General features: G+C 70.9%; 21 protein-coding genes. 13 read left to right on the top strand and 8 right to left on the bottom strand.

Annotated elements, in window-relative coordinates; genetic code table 11:
• The first annotated feature begins 31 nt into the window (after positions 1-31).
• Together EPD65_RS02700 and EPD65_RS02695 are read left to right on the top strand one after the other, a co-directional pair.
• Positions 32-898: an Fpg/Nei family DNA glycosylase gene (locus EPD65_RS02700; protein ID WP_131581625.1), complete on the top strand. Its 867-nt coding sequence runs from the start codon at positions 32-34 to the stop codon at positions 896-898.
• Positions 899-941: 43 nt separating this feature from the next.
• Entirely contained in the window at positions 942-2,006 is a 1,065-nt protein-coding gene (locus EPD65_RS02695; protein WP_131581624.1) for a HoxN/HupN/NixA family nickel/cobalt transporter, read from the top strand.
• A gap of 176 nt (positions 2,007-2,182) precedes the next feature.
• On the opposite strand, the gene EPD65_RS02690 is transcribed toward EPD65_RS02695, so the two are convergent.
• The 3 genes from EPD65_RS02690 to EPD65_RS02680 form a co-directional block, all read right to left on the bottom strand.
• Positions 2,183-2,584, bottom strand: a complete 402-nt coding sequence (locus EPD65_RS02690; protein ID WP_131581623.1) for a cupredoxin domain-containing protein — start codon at positions 2,582-2,584, stop codon at positions 2,183-2,185.
• Positions 2,585-2,604: 20 nt separating this feature from the next.
• Positions 2,605-4,044 (bottom strand): PepSY-associated TM helix domain-containing protein, encoded by a 1,440-nt coding sequence (locus EPD65_RS02685; RefSeq protein WP_131581622.1) that lies wholly within the window; start codon positions 4,042-4,044, stop codon positions 2,605-2,607.
• 90 nt (positions 4,045-4,134) lie between these two features.
• Positions 4,135-4,755: a hypothetical protein gene (locus tag EPD65_RS02680; RefSeq protein ID WP_131581621.1), complete on the bottom strand. Its 621-nt coding sequence runs from the start codon at positions 4,753-4,755 to the stop codon at positions 4,135-4,137.
• 158 nt (positions 4,756-4,913) lie between these two features.
• Here EPD65_RS02680 and EPD65_RS02675 point away from each other — a divergent pair, with 158 nt between their 5' ends.
• From EPD65_RS02675 to EPD65_RS02665, 3 genes are all read left to right on the top strand, one after another.
• Positions 4,914-5,177, top strand: coding sequence for a hypothetical protein (locus EPD65_RS02675; RefSeq protein ID WP_207891385.1), 264 nt, complete (start codon positions 4,914-4,916; stop codon positions 5,175-5,177).
• A gap of 128 nt (positions 5,178-5,305) precedes the next feature.
• Positions 5,306-6,520, top strand: coding sequence for an ATP-binding protein (locus EPD65_RS02670; RefSeq protein WP_131581620.1), 1,215 nt, complete (start codon positions 5,306-5,308; stop codon positions 6,518-6,520).
• Between the two features lie 69 nt (positions 6,521-6,589).
• Complete coding sequence (locus EPD65_RS02665) at positions 6,590-7,366, top strand: glycerophosphodiester phosphodiesterase (protein ID WP_131581619.1); 777 nt, start codon at positions 6,590-6,592, stop codon at positions 7,364-7,366.
• A gap of 135 nt (positions 7,367-7,501) precedes the next feature.
• Here EPD65_RS02665 and EPD65_RS02660 read toward each other — a convergent pair whose 3' ends face one another.
• Positions 7,502-8,110 carry a TMEM165/GDT1 family protein gene (locus tag EPD65_RS02660; protein WP_131581618.1) on the bottom strand — a complete coding sequence of 203 codons (609 nt, stop codon included), beginning with the start codon at positions 8,108-8,110 and terminating at the stop codon, positions 7,502-7,504.
• Positions 8,111-8,181: 71 nt separating this feature from the next.
• Here EPD65_RS02660 and EPD65_RS02655 point away from each other — a divergent pair, with 71 nt between their 5' ends.
• On the top strand, positions 8,182-8,586 hold the full coding sequence (locus tag EPD65_RS02655; RefSeq protein ID WP_131581617.1) for a DUF4446 family protein: 405 nt from the start codon (positions 8,182-8,184) through the stop codon (positions 8,584-8,586).
• Positions 8,587-8,672: 86 nt separating this feature from the next.
• On the opposite strand, the gene EPD65_RS02650 is transcribed toward EPD65_RS02655, so the two are convergent.
• Both EPD65_RS02650 and EPD65_RS02645 read right to left on the bottom strand, forming a co-directional pair.
• The gene (locus tag EPD65_RS02650) at positions 8,673-10,253 is read right to left on the bottom strand and encodes a bifunctional phosphatase PAP2/diacylglycerol kinase family protein (protein WP_243640406.1); all 1,581 of its coding nucleotides are present in this window, start codon (positions 10,251-10,253) and stop codon (positions 8,673-8,675) included.
• A gap of 65 nt (positions 10,254-10,318) precedes the next feature.
• Positions 10,319-10,990, bottom strand: coding sequence for a GntR family transcriptional regulator (locus tag EPD65_RS02645; RefSeq protein WP_131581616.1), 672 nt, complete (start codon positions 10,988-10,990; stop codon positions 10,319-10,321).
• 167 nt (positions 10,991-11,157) lie between these two features.
• Here EPD65_RS02645 and EPD65_RS02640 point away from each other — a divergent pair, with 167 nt between their 5' ends.
• The 7 genes from EPD65_RS02640 to EPD65_RS02610 all read left to right on the top strand — a co-directional run bounded on the left by EPD65_RS02640 (position 11,158) and on the right by EPD65_RS02610 (position 18,457).
• On the top strand, positions 11,158-12,354 hold the full coding sequence (locus EPD65_RS02640; protein WP_131581615.1) for an amidohydrolase: 1,197 nt from the start codon (positions 11,158-11,160) through the stop codon (positions 12,352-12,354).
• A complete protein-coding gene (locus EPD65_RS02635; RefSeq protein WP_131581614.1) occupies positions 12,351-13,592 on the top strand; it encodes an MFS transporter in 1,242 nt (413 codons plus the stop codon). The genes EPD65_RS02640 and EPD65_RS02635 overlap by 4 nt, the downstream gene beginning before the upstream one ends.
• Positions 13,589-14,491, top strand: a complete 903-nt coding sequence (locus tag EPD65_RS02630; protein ID WP_131581613.1) for an ABC transporter substrate-binding protein — start codon at positions 13,589-13,591, stop codon at positions 14,489-14,491. The genes EPD65_RS02635 and EPD65_RS02630 overlap by 4 nt, the downstream gene beginning before the upstream one ends.
• 1 nt (position 14,492) lies before the next feature.
• Positions 14,493-15,413 carry an amino acid ABC transporter permease gene (locus tag EPD65_RS02625; RefSeq protein WP_131581612.1) on the top strand — a complete coding sequence of 307 codons (921 nt, stop codon included), beginning with the start codon at positions 14,493-14,495 and terminating at the stop codon, positions 15,411-15,413.
• On the top strand, positions 15,410-16,213 hold the full coding sequence (locus EPD65_RS02620) for an amino acid ABC transporter ATP-binding protein (protein ID WP_424450235.1): 804 nt from the start codon (positions 15,410-15,412) through the stop codon (positions 16,211-16,213). Before EPD65_RS02625 ends, EPD65_RS02620 begins: the two co-directional genes overlap by 4 nt.
• A 102-nt stretch (positions 16,214-16,315) precedes the next feature.
• Complete coding sequence (gene serS / locus EPD65_RS02615) at positions 16,316-17,584, top strand: serine--tRNA ligase (RefSeq protein WP_131581611.1); 1,269 nt, start codon at positions 16,316-16,318, stop codon at positions 17,582-17,584.
• 33 nt (positions 17,585-17,617) lie between these two features.
• On the top strand, positions 17,618-18,457 hold the full coding sequence (locus tag EPD65_RS02610; protein WP_131581610.1) for an HAD family hydrolase: 840 nt from the start codon (positions 17,618-17,620) through the stop codon (positions 18,455-18,457).
• Here EPD65_RS02610 and EPD65_RS02605 read toward each other — a convergent pair.
• Complete coding sequence (locus EPD65_RS02605; protein WP_131581609.1) at positions 18,448-20,070, bottom strand: sulfatase family protein; 1,623 nt, start codon at positions 20,068-20,070, stop codon at positions 18,448-18,450. The two genes, EPD65_RS02610 and EPD65_RS02605, sit on opposite strands and share 10 nt — an antisense overlap.
• A 116-nt stretch (positions 20,071-20,186) precedes the next feature.
• On the bottom strand, positions 20,187-20,804 hold a 618-nt coding region (locus EPD65_RS02600), incomplete at its 5' end, for a sulfatase/phosphatase domain-containing protein (protein ID WP_165872856.1).

The following is a 20,804-nucleotide window of genomic DNA, read 5'->3' as shown; positions in this document are numbered from 1 at the left end:
CATTGTCGCAGCGCGAATCTAGGATGCGGGCATGCCCGAGCTGCCCGAGGTGGAAGCCCTCGCCCAGGACCTCGCCGGCCGCCTCGACGGCCGGGCGATCGTGCGCGTCGACCTCACGGCGTTCATGGCGCTCAAGACGTTCGACCCGCCGCTGGCGGCGCTGTCCGGTGCGTTCGTCGATGGCGTCAGCCGGCACGGCAAGTTTCTCGACATCGAGGCGGGCGGCCTGCACCTCTGCATCCACCTCGCGCGTGCCGGGTGGATCCGCTGGAAGGACTCCGTCCCCGCGCTGCCGGCCCGCCCCAACTCGAAGTCGCCGCTGGCGGCGCGCATCGTCCTCGACGACGACTCCGGGCTGGACATCACCGAGGCGGGCACGAAGAAGAGCCTCGCGCTGTACGTCGTCCGCGACCCGCAGGACGTGCCGGGCATCGCCTCTCTCGGGCCTGACCCGCTCGCGGACGCCTTCACCGTCGACGTCCTCGGCGAGATCCTCCAGCGGGAGGGGCGCAAGCAGATCAAGGGCGTGCTGCGGCACCAGGGCACGATCGCCGGCATCGGCAACGCCTACTCCGACGAGATCCTGCACGCGGCGCGGATGTCGCCGTACAAGCCGGCCTCGTCGATCGAGGGCGACGACCTCGTGACGCTGTACGACGCGATCCGGGGGACCGTCGGCGAGGCCGTCGAGCGTTCGCGCGGACTGGCCGCGTCGGAGCTCAAGGGCGAGAAGAAGAGCAACATGGCCGTCCACGGCCGCACCGGTCAGGCGTGCCCCGTCTGCGGCGACACGGTGCGCGAGGTGAGCTTCGCGGACTCGAGCCTGCAGTACTGCGCCACCTGCCAGACCGGCGGCAAGCCGCTCGCTGACCGGCGGATGTCCAAGCTACTGAAGTAGCCCGACCGCCTTGTTGCAAGTCATTGGCAATAAGATGGCCCGCATGCACGAGCACCAGCGACCCAGCGCGGCGCACTCTCGCCGCCAGGTCGTCGGCATGCTGCTCACGATCGTGGTGCTGAACGTCGTCGGCTGGGGCACGCTCCTGCTGGTCGTCGTCCCGCAGGACTACCGCATCGGCGATGCCGGCGTGTTCGGCGTCGGCGTGGGGCTGACGGCGTTCCTGCTCGGGGCGCGGCACGCGTTCGACGCCGACCACATCGCGATCATCGACAACGCGACGCGCAAGCTCGTCGGTGAGGGCAAGGCGGCGCGTTCGACGGGGCTCTGGTTCGCGCTCGGTCACTCGAGTGTCGTCTTCGGCCTGGCCGCGGTCATCGCGCTCGGCGTGACGGCGATCGCCGGCCCGGTCCAGGACGCCGACTCCTCGCTGCAGCACGCGCTCGGCGTGATCGGCTCCTCGGCGGCCGGCCTCTTCCTCGTCATCGTCGGCCTGATGAACCTCAGCGCGCTCGGCGGCATCATCCACGCGCGGCGCCACCTCCACGCAGGCACGTTCGACGAGCACCAGCTCGAGCACCACCTGCACAACCGCGGCTTCCTGGCGCGGATCTTCGGCCGGGTCACACGGCGCATCGACAAGCCGTGGCACCTCTACCCGGCCGGTCTGCTGATGGGCCTCGGGTTCGACACGGCCACGCAGATCGCGCTGCTGGTCCTGGCGGGCGGCACCGCGGCGTACGCCCTGCCCTGGTACGCCGTCATGGTGCTGCCGGTCCTCTTCACCGCCGGCATGGTGCTCGGCGACAGCATCGACGGTGTGGTCATGTCGCGCGCGTACGAGTGGTCGTCGCTCGACCCCGCGCGCCGGATCGTCTACAACATGGTGGTCACGACGCTCTCCGTGCTGATCGCGCTCACCATCGGCACGGTGCTGCTGCTGCAGCTCGTCGCGGACGAGCTCAGCCCCGCGTGGCTGACCTGGGTCGAGAAGGTCAACCTCGACTACGTCGGCTTCGCGATCGTGGCTGTCTTCGTCGCGGTCTGGGCGACGGGCGTCACCGTCGTCGGCGCTGCCCGCGCGCGCCGCGCCACTGCCGACGCCTGACGGTCGCTCCCGGCTGACGCAGCTCGCGAACGCGACTCGGGTGTGTCGCCAACACCGGGACGTGCGAATGGGGGCCTTCCCGTGACGACGACACAGGTGTGTCGTATTCACGAGAAGACCCCCACTCGTGAGGCCGTCCGGTGGCGGCACAGGCGTGCCGCCACCGGACGTTCAGTTCACTCGGCTTCGAGGTTGGCGACGAGAGTGCCGGTCTGCTCGAGCTCGGTCTCGACGACGCCCGGGCGCGGGATCGTGATGGTGATCGAGCTGACGCCCTTCGTGTACTCGAGTGCGTGCGCCGGGGTCGTGTGGATGTGGAGCTCGCCGGGTGCGTCGGCGGTGACGCGGAGCTCGATCGGCTTGCCGACGGGGACCTTGATGGTCGCGCCGTTGGGGGTCGGCTTGCCGTCCTTGACGGTGATGTCGATGACCTTGGCCGGAGCCGCCGAGTCGCTCGGCGACATCGAGGAGGTCGACGTCGGCGAAGCCGACGGCGTGGTGTCGGTGGTGCCTTCGCTCGCGCACGCGGCAAGGGCGAGGGTTCCGGTGAGGGCCAGGGCGGTGAGTGCGATACGCATGGTGTTCCTTTCGAGGGGTTTCAGACGACGTTGAAGAAGTTCTTCAGCGGGGGGACCCGGCGGAGCACCAGCTGGTCGAGCGCGAAGACCGCGACCAGTGAAGCACCGAAAACCGGGAGGACAAGGGCGAGCCCGATCAGGCCGACGACGGCCAGCCGGCCGGTCCTGACGTTGAGTCGGCCACGCGGTGCGCCCATCGAGGCGCCCTTCGGCCGACGGCGCCACCACATGAGCGGTCCGGCCAGGCACATGAAGATCACCGCGAGGCAGAAGAGGGCGGTCGCGGCGAAGTTCAGGGAGCCGAAGCGGCGTCCCTCGTGGAGCGCGATGCCCTGGTCGACCACCTTGGCGAGCGTGGAGTAGTCGCCGTACCCGTACTGCGCGACGGGCTGGGCGGTGAACTGGTCGACGTGGACCGTCGCCTCCTTGCTCGGGGCGTTGAAGGCGTAGCCCATGACCGAGTAGACGCCCTCCGCATCGGCCGGGACGGCGACGGTCATCGGGTGGGTCAGCCCGCGAGCTTCAGCTGCGGCGACCGCCGCGTCGACACCCACGGGCGTGGCATCCGTGGGCTCCGGCGCGGACGTCGGCACCGGGCTCTTGCCCGCACCCCACGGCACGTTGTGGCTGTGCGGAATCGAGGCGTCGAGCGTTGGCGGAGCCGACTGGGCGCCCGGGTCGGAGGACCACATGCTCGTGCCCTGGCTGGTGGCAAAGGTCTGGACGTGGCCGCCCCACCAGACGGTCCACGGCAGGCCGGAGACGACCAGGCCGAGGAGGCCGACCCCGACGAAGAGGCCGACCGTCGCGTGCTTGTGGCGCAGCGCGGCGCCCTTGGCCTTCGCGAGCTTGCGGCGGGCGCGGGCGGCGCGGCCCTTCCAGTACATGTAGTAGCCGGTGAGGGCCATGACGATCGCCCAGCAGGCGCCGAGCTCGATCAGGTACTGGCCCTTGGTGCCGAGCATCATGTCCTTGTGGGTGTTCTTCGCCCACCCGGACAGGGTGTCGTCGGGGTTGAGCTCGCCGAGGACCTTGCCGGTGTACGGGTCGACGTACACCTCGCGGAGGGTGTCGTCCTCCCAGCTCGGCGTGCCGGGTGCGGCGGTCGAGAGCGAGAAGTCGGTCGAGCGGTTCGGGGCCGACGGCTCCAGGACGGCGGCGATACGGCCGTCGGGGTAGGCCTTCAGCACGGCGGCGGCCTGGTCGTCGTACGACAGGCGGCTGGCGTCGGCCGGGACGTCGACCTTCATGACGTCGGCGTGCATCAGCGGTTCGATCTGGAACCGGAGCAGGTAGATCAGGCCGGTGCTCGCGAGCACCAGCAGGACGGGGATGACGACGAAGCTGGCGTAGAAGTGCCAGCGCCAGAAGGCGCGGAAGAGGCCGCCGGAGGGCTTCCCCTTCCGGTCGGGTGTGGGGGTGGAGTCGTCGACGGGGTCGACGACGAGGGTGTCGGACATGACTCTCCTGGGAGCACGTGGGGACGCCCGAGGGCAGGCCGGAACGGCCGCACCGGGCGGTGTGGTGACGTGGTGCCCGGACTGCTGGGATCAGCAGGCGGGGAGGAGAGCCGGAGGACCCCGGCGTACGACGGAGGAGCCGGTGAGCAGACGTGACTGGAGGCGCAGCGGGCCGGTGGTGACCGCCGTGCGCGGGGCGACGGGGCGGGCAAACGTCACGACCGGCACCGCGCGGAGGACGACCGCGACGAGTCCGGTGGCACGACGCAGGAGGGCGAGCACGTGCCAGAGCGCACGCTCGGCGCGACCGAGCAGGACGCCGGTCAGTGCGGCGGCTGCGAGGTGGGCCAGCATCATCGGACCGTCGGTGAACAGGTCCTCGAGGATGTGGTGGACCGCGTCGGCGAGGGCGCCGTGCACGGTGGTAGCACGCAGACCGCCCTCGTCACCGTGACCGGCGAGCGCTGTCATCGCGAAGTGGATGGTCGTCTGGCCACCGATCAGCAGCAGCGCGAGGCGCGTCCGGGAGGCCCGGCGGTCGAGGGCGAGCGCGGCGCCGACCCCCGTGAGGACGAACATCGCCACGAGCGTCCACACGGCCGGCAGGAGACCGCCGGCCAGGGCGTGCGCGACCGTGGCCAGGAGCAGGGACAGCGCAGCGACGACGGTGGCGCGGATCGCCACCAGGTCTGCCGTCGCTCGGCTCTGCATGCTCGGAATGATCCACGAGATCGGTCCGCGCACTCCACTCCGGGCGGTGTGATCGGCGCGTCATCGGGGTGTGTTGCCCGATTGATCCGGCTCGCCCCGATCTGTGAGGGCGGCGCCGATGCTGGTGCCGGTGACCGGGGCAGGCGCATCATGGTGAGGTGCCCCCGGTCACACCGCTTCCGCTGACGGGCGAGATCTACCTCGACGCCCGGTCGCCCTCGCGCGCGCTGCGGGTGACGTGGCACCACGAGGCGGGGCTGGTCGTCCTCTCGCTGTGGCGCGACACGACGTGCGCGGGCACGTTCCGGCTCGCGATCGACGAGGTGCCGGACCTGATCGACGTGCTGCGCGCGGGGCTGGACGCGTCGTACTCCGTGGCGCTTGACCAGCGTCGCGCGGCCCGGCTTTCCGACGCCGGCTGACCCCGAGACCCGGGTTTTAACGGCCCGAGACCCGGGTTTTCGCGCGTCGAGTCCCGGGTTCTGGCGGATCGATGCGACACGCTAGGTCAATCTAGGGCGAGCCCTAGAAACCCCGATACCGTCACATCGTGGACCCGATCAGGAACCCCTATGCCCCCGGCGCCGGCCAGCGCCCGCCCGAGCTTGCGGGACGTGACGAGCAGCTGGCGGCGTTCGATGTCGTGCTGGAGCGCATCTCCCGCGGCCGTCCCGAGCGGTCGATGGTGCTCACCGGCCTGCGCGGTGTCGGCAAGACGGTGCTGCTCAACGCGCTGCGGTCGGCTGCCGTGCGCAAGCGGTGGGGCACCGGCAAGCTGGAGGCCCGCCCCGATCAGGGGCTGCGTCGGCCGCTGAGCTCGGCTCTGCACCAGGCGATCCGCGAGCTCGGGCACTCCGACGAGGAGTCGGTGCACCACGTGCTGGGTGTCCTGCGCGCGTTCGCGCAGCGCGACGCCGGCCCGAAGGCGACGCTCAAGGAGATGTGGAACCCCGGCATCGACGTGCCCGCCCGCAAGGGCCGCGCGGATTCGGGCGACATCGAGATCGACCTCGTCGAGCTCTTCACCGATGTCGGCGGCCTCGCGGCGGACGTCGGCCGCGGCGTCGCGGTCTTCATCGACGAGATGCAGGACCTCGGGCCGGACGACATCTCGGCGCTCTGCGCGGCCTGTCACGAGATCAGCCAGTCCGGGCTGCCGATCATCGTCGTGGGCGCCGGCCTGCCGCACCTTCCCGCGGTGCTCTCCGCGAGCAAGTCCTACAGCGAGCGGCTCTTCCGCTACCAGCGCATCGACCGGCTCTCGCGCGACGCGGCGGATGCGGCGCTGAGCCGGCCCGCCGACGACGAGGACGCGGCGTACACCGAGGACGCGCTGGCGGCGATGTACGCCGCGACGGGCGGCTACCCGTATTTCATCCAGGCCTACGGCAAGGAGGTCTGGGACCTCGCGCCGCAGTCGCCGATCACCGTGGACGACGTGAAGGTCGCCGCCCCGGCCGCCGAGGCCGAGCTCGCGGTCGGCTTCTTCGGCTCGCGCTACGAGCGGGCGACGCCGGGGGAGCGGGAGTACCTCCGGGCGATGGCCGACGTCGCCGTCGAGATGGCCGCGACCGGGCAGGGCCGCATCGACGACATCGGCTCGGTCGCGACCGCGGACGTGGCGATCCAGCTCGGCAAGAAGCCGCAGTCGCTCTCGCCCGCCCGTGACGCGCTGCTGAAGAAGGGCCTGATCTACTCCGCCGAACGCGGCTTGATCGCGTTCACGGTCCCGCACTTCGGGCGGTACCTGATCGAGCTCGACTGACGCACTTTCGCGGCGCGTCGTCGTCGCAAAACGGGGCGGACCGGGCGCGTTGCGGTGCAAGATCTGGCCATGGAGGTCGTGGCTCATCGCGGTGCTAGTGCAGAGATCGCGGAACACACACTCGGTGCCTACATCGAGGCCCTGGAGGTGGGCGCGGACGCCCTCGAGTGCGACGTACGCCTGAGCGCGGACGGGCATCTGGTCTGCGTGCACGACCGCGACCTCCGGCGTACGGCGGGGGACAAGGGCGTCGTGTCGCGCATGGAGCTCAGCGAGCTGTCCGAGCTCGACTTCGCGAGCTGGAAGAAGCCGTGGTCGGACCTCGACGACGAGGCGCCCGACCTGGATCCCGCGCTCGGTGGCGTGCTGACGCTGCGCACGCTGCTCGCGACGGTCGCGGACTACGGCCGCCCCGTGGAGCTGGCGATCGAGACCAAGCACCCGACGCGCTACGGCGGACTGGTGGAGAAGCGACTCATCGAGACGTTGCGGGAGTTCGGCTGGGCGGGCAAGAAGTCGCCGGTGCGGGTGATGAGCTTCTCGCACACCGCGCTGCTGCGGGCGCACCGTCTGGCGCCCGACCTGCGCATGGTGCAGCTCGTCGAGAAGGCCCACCACTGGCCCGTGCTGCGGCCGGTCGTGCCGAAGGACTGGATCATCGGCCCGGGCATCAAGCAGCTCAAGCTCCACCCCGGGCTGGGGGAGCACCTGGCCCGCGAGGGCCGGCGCATGCACGTGTGGACGGTCAACACCGAGGCCAACCTCCGGATCTGTCAGGACCTCGGCGTGGAAGCGGTCATCTCGGACAAGCCGGACTTGATGTTGCGACTTCTCGGGCGGAAATGACAACGGTTGTTGCGGTCTGGACCGTCAACCGCCTATCTTTCTCTTGCCCGGTCGTTGTTGTATCCCCCGTCGACAACGACCGGGCTTTCACATTTCCTGAGCCTTTTTTCGTGACGCAATCGTTATGAACGACGCTCAGACCAGCTCGTAGACGGTGATCGCCGCGAGCAGGAGGCAGATCCCCGCCCCGACGTAGTGCAGCGTGCTGAGCTTGATCCGGGCCAGCAGCCAGCGGCCGACGAGCACCGCCAGTCCGGCGACGCAGACCAGGGCTGCCGTGGCCCCGCTGAAGACGGAGAACGGCGCGTCGTACTTGGCTGCGAGCGAGAGCACGAGCAGCTGCGACAGGTCGCCCCACTCGGCGGTGAAGAGCACCAGGAAGCAGGTCACGACCGTGGCCCAGGCCCCGCGACGCGTGCCCGCGGCGTCGGCCTTGGCGGCGTACTCCGCCTCGGTCTCGGCCTCGTCGGCGTCGGCTGTGCGCGCCTCGCGCAGCAGCAGGAACGCGCCGACCAGGAAGAGGGCCGCGGTGCCGCCCTTGACGGCCTCCTCGGGCAGGAAGGCCACGACCTTGCCGAGGCCGACGGCGATCGCCATGTGCACGGCGAACGCGCAGCTCACGCCGATCCACACCAGGAGCGGGCGGAACCGGGTGCTCAGCACGAGGGTCGCCAGCATGGTCTTGTCGGGGAGCTCGATGAGGAAGACGGTGCCGAAGGTCAGGGCGATGACTGCAAGATCCATGGTGGGACCAAGTGTAGGGAGCGCCGGAGGCCTCCCCGGCATCACGGCCCTGCGCCATTAGGCTGCCGCCCGTGAACGTCGTCGCGATCCTCGCCCTGCTCGTCGCCGTCGCCGCGCTGGCGGTGGCGGTCGTTGCCCTGCGCCGCGGCGCGCGGCCCGAGACCCCCGTCGGTACGCCGCACAACCCGCTGCCCGAGGACGTCCAGGGCCTGCGCCAGGAGGTCGCCGCGCTGCGCGCCGAGGGCGGCTATGCGCTCAAGCACCTCTCGGTGGTCCGCTACGACGCGTTCGGTGACATGGGCGGCCACCTGTCGTGGTCGCTCGCACTGGCGGACGACGACGGCAACGGCGTCGTCCTCACCTCGATCCACGGCCGGAGCGAGGCGCGGACGTACGCCAAGTCGGTCGCGGAGTGGACGTGCGACCAGCCGCTGTCCCCGGAAGAGGACGAGGCGCTCAGCGCCGCCCGCGGCTGACCACAACCCGCGATTCGACGCGGCAAAACCCGGGTTTCGGCACGCCAAAACCCGGGTTTCGGCACGCCAAAACCCGGGTCTCGGTGTCAGCGCGGGACGCGGACGAGCAGGCGCCCGTGCACGGTCTCGCAGACCAGTTCCTTGCCGGAGCTGATGATGTCGCCGTCGATCTGGCGGGGCACCTCGACCGCGGAGCGCACCACGACGCGGGTGCCGGTGAAGCGGGTCAGTGAGGAGTCGCTGCGCTTCTGCTTGGTCAGCACCTTGAAGGCGAGCGGCAGCCACGACAGGAACTTCTTCGGGTAGAGCAGCACCACGTCGAGCTGGCCGTCGTCGATGGCGGCGTTCGGGATGAGCGGCATGCCGCCCTGGAGGTAGCCGACGTTGCCGATGACGACCGTGCGGGCACGGTGCGAGGTGAACTCGCCGCTGTCGACGGAGATCTCGAGCTTCATCGCCGGGAACATCAGCGCCTTGAGCGCGGAGAGCACGTAGGCGATCCAGCCGACCTTCTTCTTGATGTCCTCGTTGACGCCCTCCATGATCGCGGCGTCGAAGCCCATCCCGGCCATCACGAGGAACGACGTGTTCTCGACGCCGTCACCGGACAGCGCGACCATGTCGATCGCCTTGTCCTGGCCGTTGAGCGCGACGTCGATCGCGGAGCGGAAGTACAGCGGCAGCGACAGGTTGCGGCCCAGCAGGTTGCCGGTGCCGGCCGGGACGATGCCGACCGGGATGCCGGTGCCGGCGAGCTCGGCGCAGACCTCGCGGACGGTGCCGTCGCCGCCACAGACCAGGACGAGGTCGGCGCCTGCGATGGAGGCGTCGTGCGCCTGCCCGGTGCCGGAGTCGTCAGCGGTGGTGTGGTGCCAGACGGGCTCGCTCCAGCCCGACTCGGCGGCCATCTGCGCGACGACGTCCTTGAACGACTCCACCGACTCGACCTTGATCGGGTTGAGAACGACGTGCAGGTCGCGCTTGCCCGAGGGGGTCGTGGCCAGCAGCGGCTCGAGCCGGCGCGCGTGCCCGCGCGGGACCGGGGAGTAGAACGCCAGGACGCCGAGTACCCAGATCGCGCCGAGCAGCGCGCCGCCCAGGACGTCGGTCAGGAAGTGGCGACCCAGCAGGATCCGGTCGGCGCCGATGGCGAGGACCGAGAGCAGCAGGGCGGCGTACATGACGCGGCGCACGGGGGCCTTGCGGACCAGCATCGACACGAGAACGGCGAGCGAGCCGGCGATCGAGGCTGCCCAGGCCGAGTGCCCGGAGGGGTACGCCGCGTTGTGCAGCAGGTCCGAGGCGACCTGCCACTCGGGGCGGTCACGGTCGAAGACCGGCTTCAGCACCTGGGTCGAGATGATCGTGCCCGCGTTGACCATCGCGAAGTAGAGGCCCGCGCGGGGGTGGCCCTTCGACCAGATCAGCAGGGCCCCGACGACCGCCGTGATCTCGGCGGCCAGCGTGTCGGTCACCAGCTCGAACCAGTGCAGCCCCGTGATCGCCCAGTCCGTCCCGTCGACGAGGCGCGCCACTGCATGGCTCACCGAGCGGTCGGCGTCGACCAGCGGCCCCCAGCCGGCGGTCACGAGGACGCCGAGCAGCAGGAACAGGCCGGCGAGAGCGGCGGTCCACGAGAGGAGCCAGCGGGCGGAGCGATCGGTCACGGACGGAAAGTATGCCGTCCGGGGCGTCTCCGGAAGGGATTCGGCGGAGCGGTGGGGGAGCCGGGTCAGGCCCGGAGTGCGCGCAGTCGCTCCAGCGCGCCCGCGCGCGCCGACTCGACGTGGTGCGTCGCCGCGCGCGCGGCAGCCCGGCTGTCACCGGCACGGACGGCGGCGAGCAGGTCCTCGTGCTCGTGGTGGAGCTGCTCGGGAGCGACGTCCTGGGTGATCCGGAAGACGCGGCGCACCTGACCGCTGATCGAGCGGTGCAGCACTGCCAGCTGCGGGTTGTGCGCGGCGTCCATGAGCAGGTCGTGGAAGTCGGCGTTGAGCTGGGCGGCCCGGTCGTGATCCCCGGCTGCGGTCGCCTCGCCCGCCGCGCGAAGCGCGCGGTCGAGGGCGGCGAGGTCGTCGTCGGTACGCCGCTTGGCGGCCGTCCGTGCAGCGAGGGCGTCGAGCGCGACGCGGATGTCGAAGAGGTTGCTCACGTCGTCGACGTCGAGAGGGGCGACCTGGGCGCCGCGGCGGGGGAGGGTCACGGCGAGGCCCTCGCTGACCAGGTGCGCGATCGCCTCGCGCACGACGATCCGGGAGACCTCGAGCTGCTCGGCCAGGTCGCGCTCGACCAGGCGCTCGCCGGGTGCGAGCCGGCCGTCGACGATCCGCGTGCGCAGGTCCTCGCAGGTGAGGTCCTTCAGCGACCGGTAACGGGCGCTGACGGCGCCGTTCTCGACTGTCAAGGTCTCCCCTTCTCTGTCGCGTCCGTGATCCCAGACGCGGTGTCCGCGTCCCCAGACAGATGCCGCTCACAGCCGGTTTCTCCGGAGCGCCCCTGTCGGGAGTCTGGTCACAACCCTAACGGACGCCTTATGGTATACCGTCTACCACCTACCAAACGGAGCAGCGCATGACCGATCTCCTTCTCCGCGAGGTGCGCCTGGCCAGCCAGCCGACGCAGACCGTGGACGTGCTCGTCCGCGACGGAGCGATCGCGGCCGTCGCCCGTGGGTTGTCCGCCCCCGACGGCGTCCCGGTCGAGGACGCTCGCGGCCTCCTCGTCGTACCCGGCCTGATCGATGCGCACTGTCATGTCGACAAGACCCTGTGGGGCGGGCCGTGGGTGCCGCACACCGCCGGCGCGCGACTGGTCGACCGGATCGCCCACGAGCGAACGCAGCGTGCCGCGCTCGGCCTGCCGAGCGCCGACAACGCGACCGCGCTCCTGCGTCACATGGCGACGCTCGGCACGGCCCGCGTCCGCACCCACACCGACGTCGACCCCGGCATCGGCCTCGAGGGAATCGAGGCCGTCGCCAAGGCCGCCGCTGCGGTCGCGGGCATCATCGACGTCGAGCAGGTCGCCTTCCCGCAGGACGGCGTGCTCCGGCGTCCGGGCACCCTCGAGCTCCTCGACGAGGCGCTCAGCGCCGGGGCCACCACCCTCGGCGGCATCGACCCGGCCGGCGTCGACGGTGACCCGGTCCGGCAGCTCGACGCGATGTTCGACCTCGCCGCGCGGCACGACGCCCGCATGGACATCCACCTCCACGACGGCGGCACGCTCGGCGCCTGGCAGTTCGGCCTGGTCATCGAGCGCACCGTCGCCTTCGGGCTGCAGGGCAAGGTCGCGATCAGCCACGCCGACTCCCTCGGCGACCTGACCGACTCCGAGCGCGGGCACCTCGCCAAGCGCCTCGGCGACGCGGGCGTCGCCCTCGTCACCGCAGCCGTGTACGACGTCGCCGTCCCGCCGCTCGCCGAGATGCGCTCGCACGGCGTCACTGTCGCCAGCGGCAGCGACGGCATCCGCGACCTGTGGGGCCCGTTCGGCAACGGCGACATGCTGGAGCGCGCGATGCACGTGGCGTACCGCACCTGGCTCCGCCGCGACGAGGACATCGAGCTCGCGCTCGACACCGCGACGTACGGCGCCGCTGCCGTCCTCGGGGTCGCTGACTACGGCCTCGCGCCCGGCTGCCGCGCCGACTTCTCCCTCGTCGACGCCCGTACGCCGGCCGAGGCGGTCGTCGCCCGCCCGCGCCGCGAGCTCGTGGTCAAGGGCGGCCGGATCGTGGCCCGCGCCGGCGAGCTGGTGCAGCCGTGACGACCGCGGCCCGGCCCGGCGCGTGGGCCTTCGGCCTCGCCCTGGTCGTCGCCGCGCTCAACCTGAGGCCGGCGATCACCAGCCTCAGCCCGCTGATGCCCGAGCTGCGTGCGACGTACGGCCTGACCGAGCTGACGACGGTGCTGGTGATCGCGCTGCCGGTCCTGGTGCTCGGCCTCGGCTCGGTCCTCGCGCCCGTGGTCGCCGCTCGGCTCGGGGCGCGGCGCACGGTCACGGTCGGCCTGCTCGCGGTGGCCGCCGGGATTGGCGTACGCAGCGTCGTGCGCGGCGCCGTCTTCCCCGGCACCGTCCTGGCCGCGCTCGGCATCACCCTCGTCGCGGTGATGCTCCCGGCCGTCGTCCGCGATCGCGGCGCGGCCAGCGCCGGAGCATGGACCGCTGTCTATGGCGTCGCGATGGCCGTCGGCGCCTCCGCAGCACCTACCGTCACCGGGCTCCTCGACGACCGCGGCGTACCGGTCCTGGTCTCGACGGGAGGCTGGGCCGCGGTGGCGCTTGTCTCGGCGGTCGCCTGGCACCTGCTCGCCGGCGGCCGGAGCCCGGTCCCCGCGGCCGGATCCGTGCCGAGGCCGGCCCACACCCGCGTCACGCCGGCCGGCGCACCGTGGCTGCTCGCCGCGCTGTTCGGCGTGCAGGCGCTGCTCTTCTTCGCCATCGTGACCTGGCTGCCGCGCTTTGCCCGGGACAGCGGGCTCTCCGTCGGGCAGGCCGGCGGCCTGCTCGGCCTGTTCAGCGTCGTCGGTTGCGTCGGCAGCCTGCTGGTGCCGCTCTTCGTGGCGCGGCTGCGGGCGCCGTTCGTCCTGCTGATGGCCTTGTCCGCCGGCTCGCTCGCCGGCTTCGGCGCCCTGGCCGCGGGCTGGCCCCCCGTGGTCGGCACCGTCCTGCTGGGACTCGGGCAGGCAGGGGTCTTCCCCCTCGTCATCACCCTCTTCGTCTCCCGCGCGGCCGACAGCGCCGTCGCGGCAACCCTCTCGGCACGCTCCCAGAGCGTGGGCTTCACCGGCGCGGCGATCGGCCTGGTCGCCCTTGCCGTGCTCCACCAGGCGCAGCCCTCGTGGCCGGCGTTCTGGCTGCTCCTGACGGCGCTGGTCGTCGTCCAGGTGCTGATCGGCAGTCGCGCTGCGGTCCGTGACCTCGTGCGCCCGTCCGGCTCCCCTCCCTCCGCCGCATCCCTCCGCACCCCGCAGGTAGCACTCACCCAAGGAGAACTCCGATGAACCGCCTCTACCCCACCGCGCTGGCCGCCCTCGTCCTCGCTGCCGGCCTGTCCAGCTGCGGCAGCAGCACGGCCGACTCCGCGGGCTCCGCGCTCCGCCCCAACGACCGGGAAGCCGTCTCCGTCGATCCCGCCGTCAAGGCGCTCGTCCCTGCGGCGGCTGCGAAGAAGGGCACCCTCACGGTGGCCATGGACGCGTCGTACCCGCCGTTCCAGTTCTTCGCCGACGACAACAAGACGATTATCGGCTTCGACGCCGACTTCGCCTCCGCGGTCGCGGAGCGGATGGGCCTCAAGGCCGACATCAAGAACGTCGGCTTCGACACGATCCTCACCGGCATCCAGGCCGGTCGCTACGACCTGGCCGAGTCCAGCTTCTCCGTCACTCCGGAGCGCGAGAAGATTGTCGACTTCGTGGAGTACCTCCAGGGCGGTGCGGGCGTCGCGGTGAAGCCGGGCAACCCGCAGAAGCTCTCGATGGACCCTGCCGTCCTCTGCGGCCACCGCATCGCCGCCCAGAAGGGCACCACGCAGGCGATCGAGCAGCTGCCGGCGTTCGCGAAGAAGTGTGAGGAGTCCGGTGCGGCCACGCTGACGCCGGTCCTCTTCCCGTCGCAGAACGACGCCGTGCTCGCCCTCACCAGTGGCCGGGTCGACGGCATGCTGGCCGACAGCACGGCCGTCTCGTACCAGGGCAAGCTTTCGCAGGGGAAGTTCGAGCTGGCTCCCGGCGACATCTACGAGGCCCGCCCGACCGGCATCGCGCTGGCGAAGGGCTCGTCGCTCGAGGAGGCCGTCGCCGCCGCCGTGAAGTCGCTGTACGCCGACGGCACCGTCAAGAAGCTCGCCGCCAAGTGGAGCATCCCGGCGTCCAACTTCACCGCTCACCCGGGCGCCTGAGATGAGCACGCTCGCAGAGCCCCTCGACGTCGCCGACGTGGCGACGCAGTTCACCGTCGTACGCCGTCGGCACACCGGCCGCTGGCTGGCCGCTGTCGTGGTCGCCGTCCTCGGTGTCGTCGTCGCCCAGAACGTCCTCAGCAACTCCCGCTTCGGCTGGGACGTGGTGGGGCAGTACATCAGCGACGCCTCGATCATCCGCGGCCTCGGGACGACGCTCTTCCTCACCGTCGTCTGCATGGCGATCGGCACCGCCCTCGCCGTCCTGCTCGCGGTCATGCGGCTGTCGAGCAACCCGGTCGTCAACGGCGCCGCCTTCGTCTACGTCTCCTTCTTCCGCGGTACGCCGGTGCTGGTGCAGCTGCTCTTCTGGTTCAACCTGGCGGCGCTCTACCCGGTGATCTCGTTCGGCATCCCGGGCGTGCACCTGGATGCCAACACCCTCATCACGCCGATGCTCGCCGCGATCATGGGCCTGGCGCTCAACGAGGCGGCGTACATGTCGGAGATCGTGCGCGCCGGCATCCTGTCGGTGGAGTGGGGCCAGTCCGACGCGGCCTCCGCGCTCGGCCTGACCAAGGGCCAGACGATGCGCCGGATCGTGCTCCCGCAGGCGATGCGGGTCATCGTCCCGCCGACCGGCAACGAGACGATCGGCATGCTCAAGACGACGGCGCTGGTCTCGGTCATCGCGGTGCCGGAGCTGCTCTTCTCCTCGCAGGTCATCTACGCGCGCAACTACGAGACGATCCCGCTCCTCATCGTGGCCAGCCTCTGGTACCTCGCGGTGACCGCTGTGCTCGGCGTCGGCCAGTACTACATCGAGCGGCACTTCGCCCGCGGCAACCGCAACCTGCCGCCCACCCCGATCCAGCGGCTCCGGACGTTCGCCCGGGCCATCACCACCAGGAGCACGCGATGACCGCCGTTCCCACGCTGAGCCCCGCGGCCAGCACGACCACGCGCCCGATGGTCCGCGCCGAGCAGGTGCGCAAGTCCTACGGTCCGCTGGAGGTGCTCCAGGGCATCGACCTCGAGATCGCCACGGGCGAGGTGGTCTGCCTGATCGGGCCGTCGGGCTCGGGCAAGTCGACGTTCCTCCGCTGTGTGAACCACCTCGAGACCATCGACGCCGGGCGGCTCTGGGTCGGTGACGAGATCGTCGGCTACCGCCAGCGCGGCACGAAGCTGCACGAGCTGTCCGACCGCGAGGTCTGCCGGCGGCGTACGGACATCGGCATGGTGTTCCAGCACTTCAACCTCTTCCCGCACATGACCGTCCTGCAGAACCTGATGCTGGCGCCGGTCACCGTGCTCAAGGAGGACAAGGAGGTCGTGCGTGCCCGGGCGCTCGCCCTGCTGGAGCGCGTCGGGCTCGCAGCCAAGGCGGACGCGTACCCGCGCAGCCTGTCCGGCGGCCAGCAGCAGCGCGTCGCCATCGCGCGGGCGCTGACCATGCAGCCGAAGCTGATGCTCTTCGACGAGCCGACCTCGGCGCTCGACCCGGAGCTCGTCGGCGACGTGCTCGCGGTGATGAAGGATCTGGCCCAGTCGGGCATGACGATGCTCGTGGTCACGCACGAGATCGGCTTCGCTCGCGACGTGGCCGACCGGGTCGCCTTCTTCGACGGGGGCCGGATCGTCGAGTGCGGACCGGCGGCGCAGGTCGTCACCGATCCCCGGCACGAGCGCACCCGCGAGTTCCTCGCGGCCGTCCGCTGATGCGGTCCCGCTGCCTGCCCGGGAGCGGGTTCGGCAGCGGGCCCGCCAGTGGCTCCGGCAGCGGGTCCGGCCAGCGCGCCGCCTACAGATAGCCTTGCCTCCATGATCGATCCGCGCATCCTCCGCGACGAGCCCGACCGTGTCCGCGCCTCGCAGGCCAAGCGCGGACTCCCTGACGATGTCGTCGACCACGCCCTGGTCGCCGACGCCGGTCGCCGCGCGGCGATCGCGGCGTTCGAGGCGAAGCGGGCGGAGCAGAAGCGCGTCGGCGGCCTGATCCCCCGGGCGTCGGCCGAGGAGAAGCCCGCGCTGCTCGCGCAGACCAAGGAGCTGGCCGTCGAGGTCAAGGCTGCCGAGGAGGCCAACCGCGAGGCCGAGGAGGCCTGGGAGCGCGCGCTGAAGGCGATCCCCAACATCTGCGAGGACGCGACGCCGGCCGGTGGCGAGGACGACTCCGTCGTCATCGAGTACGTCGGCACGCCGCGTGACTTCGCCGCCGAGGGCTTCGAGCCCCGCGACCACGTCGAGCTCGGCAAGCTGCTCGGCGCGATCGACCTCGACCGCGGCGCCAAGGTCTCGGGCTCGCGCTTCTACTTCCTCACCGGTGTCGGCGCGCAGCTCGAGTTCGCGCTGATCAACATGGCGCTGGACCAGGCCCGCGAAGCCGGCTTCACGCAGGTTGTTGCGCCGGCGCTCGTGCGTGCCGAGGCGATGGCCGGCACCGGCTTCCTCGACCAGGTCGACGACGGCGTCTACAAGGTCGACGACCTCTACCTGGTCGGCACGTCCGAGGTGCCGATGGCGGCGTACCACTCCGACGAGATCCTCGAGCCGGCCTCGCTGCCGCGTCGCTACGCGGCGTTCTCGAGCTGCTTCCGCAAGGAGGCCGGCTCGGCGGGCAAGGACACCAAGGGCATCATCCGCGTGCACCAGTTCGAGAAGGTCGAGATGTTCGTCTACACCTCGATCGAGGAGGCGCCGGCCGAGCACAAGCGCCTGCTGGACTGGGAGAAGGCGTTCCTCGACAAGCTCGAGCTGGCCTACCAGGTTGTCGACATCGCCGCGGGCGACCTCGGCCCGTCCGCCGTCCGCAAGTACGACTGCGAGGCCTGGATCCCCACGCAGGGCAAGTACCGCGAGCTGACCTCGACCTCGAACTGCACGGAGTTCCAGAGCCGCCGCCTCAACATCCGCGAGCGCGGCGAGCGCGGCACCCGTCCGGTGGCGACGCTCAACGGCACGCTGACCGCCGTCACGCGGGCCATCGTCGCGGTGCTCGAGACGCACCAGCAGGCGGATGGTTCGGTGCGCGTGCCGACGGCGCTCCAGCCGTACATGGGTGGCCTCGAGGTGCTCACGCCGATCGGCTGAAAGCCGGTTGCGGCCGCCGCTAGTGTCGCTGTCGTGGGGGAGACCTGGCAGCCGCGGCTGATCGCGCTCGACATCGACGGCACCCTGATCCAGTGGGTCGAGGGGCAGGGCCAGGACAACGAGACGATCGCGCCCGCCGTGAAGGCGGCAGTCCACCGTGCGCTTGCCGGCGGGGCGCAGATCGTCCTCGCCTCGGGGCGCTCGATCGATGCGATGGTGCCGGTGCTGCACCTGCTCGACCTGCACCTCGGTGAGCAGGTCTGGATCGTCGCCTCCAACGGCGGCGTGGTCGTGCGCTACCCACCCGTCGAGGTCGTGCACGAGGAGCGCTTCGACGCCGCCGACGCGGTGCGAGCGATCCTGGTGGAGCACCCCACGGCGATCGTCGCCGTCGAGGAGTACGGCGTGGGCTACCGCGTCTCACACGAGTTCCCGCCCGGCGAGTTGAGCGGTCGCCAGCTCATCACCGCGGTTGACGACCTCGTCGCCGAGCCGGTCAACCGCGTCATCATCCGTGACCCTGCTGCGACACCTGAGGACTTCGTCGCGCTCGGCCGCCGCCTCGGCCTGCACAACACCGAGTACGTCATCGGCTGGTCGGCCTGGATGGACCTCTCGCCGATCGGGGTCACCAAGGCCTCGGGTCTCGCCCGTGTTGCGGCGGCCCTCGGGGTGACGGCCGCAGATGCCCTCGCGATCGGCGACGGGCGCAACGACCTCGAGATGCTCCGCTGGGCACACCGCGGCGTCGCGATGGGCCAGGCGATCGACGAGGTCAAGCACGAAGCCGACGACGTCACCGCCCCCGTGGAGGAGGACGGTGTCGCCGTCGAGCTCGCGCGCTGGTTCCCCGCCTCGCGGCCTCAGCCGTAGTAGCGGGCGGTCGCCGTCGTCAGCCCTTCCCGGATCGAGGCGTCCTGTGCGGCGTTCGTCCGCAGGTTCGGCGGGAGCGCTACGACGCAGGCCTCGCCGCGGCAGTCCTTGAACGCCTTCCAGGCCACGTTCAGCTCGCGCTTCGCGGCGGCGTACGCCGGGTCGGCGGTGACCGACTTGAGCTCCAGCGGATCCTTCTCGAGGTCGAAGAGCTCCGACTGGCCGTTGGCATACCTCACGTAGAAGTAGCGGCCGGTGCGGATGCCGATCGCCTGGCGGGCGTCGGTGAAGATCGTCTTCTGCTTGTTGCGGATGTTGGGGATGTGGGCCTCGTAGCCGACCGCCCGGTTCCAGCCGACCTTGGTGCCGATGTCGGGGACGAACGAGCGCCCGTCGACGCCCGGCAGGTGCGCGCCGGTCCAGTCGAGGATCGACGCGGTCAGGTCGATCGTGGTGACGGGGGAGTACTGCCTGGCGCCCGCAGGGATGCCCGGCCCGGCGACCAGCAGCGGCACCCGGTAGGAGGAGTCGAAGCCGATCAGCTTGCCGGCCTGCCAGCGGTGCTCTCCCTCCATGTAGCCGTTGTCGGAGGTGAACGCGATGACGGTGTTGCGCAGCTGCCCGGCGCGGGCCAGCTCGTCCCACACGCGCTGCAGCTGCTTGTCGAGGACGTAGAGCGTCTCGGCGCGCTGCCGGGCCTCGTTGCGGACGGCGTTGCGCTCGCGCTTGCCGAAGGGCTCCTTCGACCGCGTGATGCGCGCCTTGTCGCTCACGTCGGCCTCGGGCTCACCGCTGCGCGGCACACCCGGACCCCGCTGGATCTGCTGGTTGAACTTGCCCTTGACCCACGTCGGCCGCGCCGGCGTGACCAGGTAGGGGTCGTCCTTCTCGACGGGGCCACCGTGGTGCGGCGCGAGCGAGTTGATCATCAGGTACCAGGGCTTCGAGCTGCCGTGGAACTTGTCGATCAGCTTGACGCCCTCGCTGACCAGCAGGCGCGAGTTGTAGACGCCTTGGTGGCCGACGAGCTTGCCGTTCTCGTTCACGGTGGTGTCGAAGTACCGGTAGGTGCTGCCGGCGCGCGGGTCGGACTCGGGCAGCGACGTCGCGTCCGGCGTACCGCGCCACTCGTCCCAGCCTGCGGGGACGTAGGTCGAGGGCTTGTGCGTCGGGTCCGCCTTGGGGCGCATCCGGCCGTAGCCGTTGAGGTACTTGCCGACGTAGCCGGTCGTGTAGCCGGCGGCCTGGAGCGCCCCGCCGATGGTGTGGCGGTCGTCGAAGGCGCCGTAGCCCCACGGCTCGTCGTGCCACCACACGTGGTGGTTGTGGGCGTACTTGCCGGTGAGGAACGACGCGCGGTTCGGGCAGCAGAGGGGAGTGGGAGCGAACATGTTGCGGAAGTCCGTGCCGCGGGCGCCGAGGAACTTGCGCAGGTTCGGCATGTACTTCACGTCGTCGTAGCGCATGTCGTCGGTCATGACGACGAGCACGTTGGGCGCTCCGGTCCGGGCGACGGCCGCACCGGCCGACGTCTCGTGGTTGATCGCACCGAACGTCGGCACGGCAACCGCCAGGGCCGCCACCAGCGAGATCAGCGTTGAACGTCGCTTCATGGTGCCCTCCCCTCTGTTGTCTGTTGTATGTCGAGTGAAAAACTAGACTATGACGATGGCGTAACGCCAGCCGTGACGCCTGTCGGGCGTGTCACACGCCTCGGGGTGACGAGGGGTCAGCGGCCGTAGTAGCGGGCCGTCTCCGTCTCCATGAGGTCGGTCAGCTCACGGGTGCTGGTGGCATCGGTCGTCAGCGACGCGGGCAGGGGGAGGTCGCAGGCGGCACCGCGGCACTGGTGGAAGCGGTCCCAGAGCGTGCGCAGCTCACCCTTCACCTCCGCGTACGCCGGGTCGGCAGCCACCGACGTCAGCTCGACCGGGTCGCGGCGCAGGTCGAAGAGCTCTTCCTGGCCGTTGCTGTAGCGGACGTAGAAGTACTGCGCCGTGCGGATACCGACCGCCGAGGCGTCGCCGCGCTCGAAGCCGGGGACGTCGTGGCGGTTGCGGATCGAGGGGAAGTAGGCCTCGTAACCGAGCGCGTGGTCCCAGCCGCGGCCGGTGCCGATCGCGTCGACGAACGGCTGTCCGTCGGTGCCGGCCAGGTGTGCGCCAGCCCAGTCGAGGACGGAGGCGGAGAGGTTGACGGTGTTGACCGGCATGACCTCCTGGGCGCCCTCGGGGATGCCGGGGCCGGCCATCAGGAGCGGCACGCGGTAGGACGGCTCGAAGCCGATGACCTTGCCGCTGCGCCAGCGGTGCTCGCCCTCCATGTAGCCGTTGTCGGAGGTGAACGC

This window comes from Nocardioides jejuensis (assembly GCF_004337475.1).
GTDB lineage: Bacteria > Actinomycetota > Actinomycetes > Propionibacteriales > Nocardioidaceae > Nocardioides > Nocardioides jejuensis.
Note: the sequence above shows the minus strand (reverse complement) of the source record. Positions and strands in the feature narration are given on the sequence as shown.

Excerpts from the sequence above, each read along its gene's own strand:
- EPD65_RS02690 (WP_131581623.1), bottom strand. The coding sequence starts at position 2,584 with ATGCGTATCGCACTCACCGCCCTGGCCCTCACCGGAACCCTCGCCCTT.
- EPD65_RS02605 (WP_131581609.1), bottom strand. The coding sequence starts at position 20,070 with ATGAAGCGACGTTCAACGCTGATCTCGCTGGTGGCGGCCCTGGCGGTT.
- EPD65_RS02660 (WP_131581618.1), bottom strand. The coding sequence starts at position 8,110 with ATGGATCTTGCAGTCATCGCCCTGACCTTCGGCACCGTCTTCCTCATC.
- EPD65_RS02665 (WP_131581619.1), top strand. The coding sequence starts at position 6,590 with ATGGAGGTCGTGGCTCATCGCGGTGCTAGTGCAGAGATCGCGGAACAC.
- EPD65_RS02625 (WP_131581612.1), top strand. The coding sequence starts at position 14,493 with ATGAGCACGCTCGCAGAGCCCCTCGACGTCGCCGACGTGGCGACGCAG.
- EPD65_RS02620 (WP_424450235.1), top strand. The coding sequence starts at position 15,410 with ATGACCGCCGTTCCCACGCTGAGCCCCGCGGCCAGCACGACCACGCGC.
- EPD65_RS02700 (WP_131581625.1), top strand. The coding sequence starts at position 32 with ATGCCCGAGCTGCCCGAGGTGGAAGCCCTCGCCCAGGACCTCGCCGGC.
- EPD65_RS02695 (WP_131581624.1), top strand. The coding sequence starts at position 942 with ATGCACGAGCACCAGCGACCCAGCGCGGCGCACTCTCGCCGCCAGGTC.
- serS (WP_131581611.1), top strand. The coding sequence starts at position 16,316 with ATGATCGATCCGCGCATCCTCCGCGACGAGCCCGACCGTGTCCGCGCC.
- EPD65_RS02640 (WP_131581615.1), top strand. The coding sequence starts at position 11,158 with ATGACCGATCTCCTTCTCCGCGAGGTGCGCCTGGCCAGCCAGCCGACG.
- EPD65_RS02680 (WP_131581621.1), bottom strand. The coding sequence starts at position 4,755 with ATGCAGAGCCGAGCGACGGCAGACCTGGTGGCGATCCGCGCCACCGTC.
- EPD65_RS02630 (WP_131581613.1), top strand. The coding sequence starts at position 13,589 with ATGAACCGCCTCTACCCCACCGCGCTGGCCGCCCTCGTCCTCGCTGCC.
- EPD65_RS02685 (WP_131581622.1), bottom strand. The coding sequence starts at position 4,044 with ATGTCCGACACCCTCGTCGTCGACCCCGTCGACGACTCCACCCCCACA.